The 1751-nt window shown below is 74.2% G+C and carries 2 protein-coding genes and 1 riboswitch; both genes read right to left on the bottom strand.

The features are described from left to right. Window positions 1-781 (bottom strand): energy-coupling factor ABC transporter ATP-binding protein (locus DW309_RS05250; protein ID WP_205812638.1); only part of this gene is annotated, 781 nt, incomplete at its 3' end. After that, on the bottom strand, window positions 781-1425 hold the full coding sequence (locus tag DW309_RS05245) for an ECF transporter S component (RefSeq protein WP_136044769.1): 645 nt from the start codon (window positions 1423-1425) through the stop codon (window positions 781-783). The genes DW309_RS05245 and DW309_RS05250, both read right to left, overlap by 1 nt. Beyond that, window positions 1416-1527: riboswitch (TPP riboswitch) on the bottom strand. It overlaps the preceding gene by 10 nt. Window positions 1528-1751: the final 224 nt, after the last annotated feature.

The following is a 1751-nucleotide window of genomic DNA, read 5'->3' as shown; positions in this document are numbered from 1 at the left end:
TGCGCGGCGGCGGCGGGAACGCGGGCGGATGCCCGGGCACCCACACCCCGTCGTCGGCGAGCCGCTGCCCCTGCGCCCCGAGCACCTCGTGCGGAGGGCCGTCGGCGACCACGCCGCCCTCGCCGATCACGATCACGCGGGTCATGAGGGGCAGCCACACGTCGAGCCGGTGCTCCACGACCACGAGCGTGGCGGGGTGGGTGTCGAGCAGGCGCGACACCGCGTCGCGCACCTCCGCCACCCCATGCGGGTCGAGGTTCGCGGTGGGCTCGTCGAGCAGCAGCAGTCCGGGGCGCATGGCGAGGAGTCCCGCGAGCGCGAGGCGCTGCTTCTGCCCGCCCGACAGCGCCTTGGTGGGGTGGTCGAGCGGCACGTCGAGCCCCATGGCCTCCAGGGCGGCGGTGACGCGCGGCCAGATCTCGGCACGCGGGATGCCCAGGTTCTCGCAGCCGAAGGCGACGTCGTCGCCCACGCGTGCCAGGATCACCTGCGAGTCGGGGTCTTGCAGCACCAGTCCCGCGCGACCCCGGGTGGCGGTCGCCGCGGCGCCGTCGACGAGCAGCCGGCCCGCGCTCTCGCCCTCCTCCTCGCCGCCCAGCACACCGGCGAGCCCGTGGAGCAGCGTCGACTTGCCCGCGCCGGATGCGCCGAGCACGAGCACGCGCTCGCCCGGCTCGATGCGGAACGACACGTCGCGCAGGGCCCAGGCGAGGCGACTCGCGTGACGCCACCCCCACCCTCGAGCCTCGACGGCGGCGGGGGTGGCCTGCTCGGCCCCCATCAGACGCGGACGCGCGCCTCGCGGCCGGAGCCGAACCGGTCGAGCGCGCCGGTCGCCGCGATGCCCCTGGCCAGAACCCACGACAGCGCCCCCGCGATCACCGCGCCGGAGACGACGGTGCTGAGCAGGTAGATCGTCGTGAACGCCGGGCCGGATCCGGCGTACCAGAGCACGAGGTTGTTGATGCCGCCCGCGAGCGCGGCGCCCGCACCGGCGAGGATCGCGACGGGCAGCGACCAGCGACGGTAGAAGAACAGCAGGAAGACGAGCTCGGCGCCGAGCCCCTGCACGAGCCCGGCCTCGAGGGTGAGGAAGCCGCCCCACTGGTTGCCGATGAGCGCCGAGACGACGGCGGCGAGCAGTTCGACGTAGATCGCGGCTCCGGCCTTGCGGATGATGAGTCCGCCGAGCACGCCCGCGAACAGCCAGGGGCCGTCGAGCAGGCCCTGCAGCCCGGGGAGCAGCGGTTCGAGGAGGGCCTTGGGGCCGAGGTAGCCGACGTTCCAGGCGAGGAAGATCAGGCCGGCGGCGACACCGAGGACACTGGCGACGACGATGTCGACGATGCGCCAGCGCAGGTAGCTGCGCGGCGCGGTCGCCGTCGAGGTCTTCGCGGATGCGGACGTGGACGTGGACGTACTCATAGGAACTCCTCCCTGCGCTGGCATGACCCAGATCAGGTTCGACGGTCGAAGCGCGATTCGCTCCCTCTCAGCCCGGCTCGCCGGACTCCCGTGGTTGTGCTGACGATCCTACCCGGTCCGCCGGTTGGCGCGTCGCCGCCCCGGCGCGGCCGATTCCCGGCCGGATTCGGTACCGTAAGCGGGTGACCGCATCCGATCCCGCCGGCGAGGCGACGGGCATCGGCGGCAACGGCCCCGCTCCGACTGCTGCCCCCTCCGACGACGCCCCCACGTCCGCGCTGCGCTCGCGGGCGCGGGCGACCACCACCCCACCGACCGGGAGCGAC

This window comes from Microbacterium sp. K41, assembly GCF_004794395.1.
GTDB classification, from domain to species: domain Bacteria; phylum Actinomycetota; class Actinomycetes; order Actinomycetales; family Microbacteriaceae; genus Microbacterium; species Microbacterium sufflavum.
Note: the sequence above shows the minus strand (reverse complement) of the source record. Positions and strands in the feature narration are given on the sequence as shown.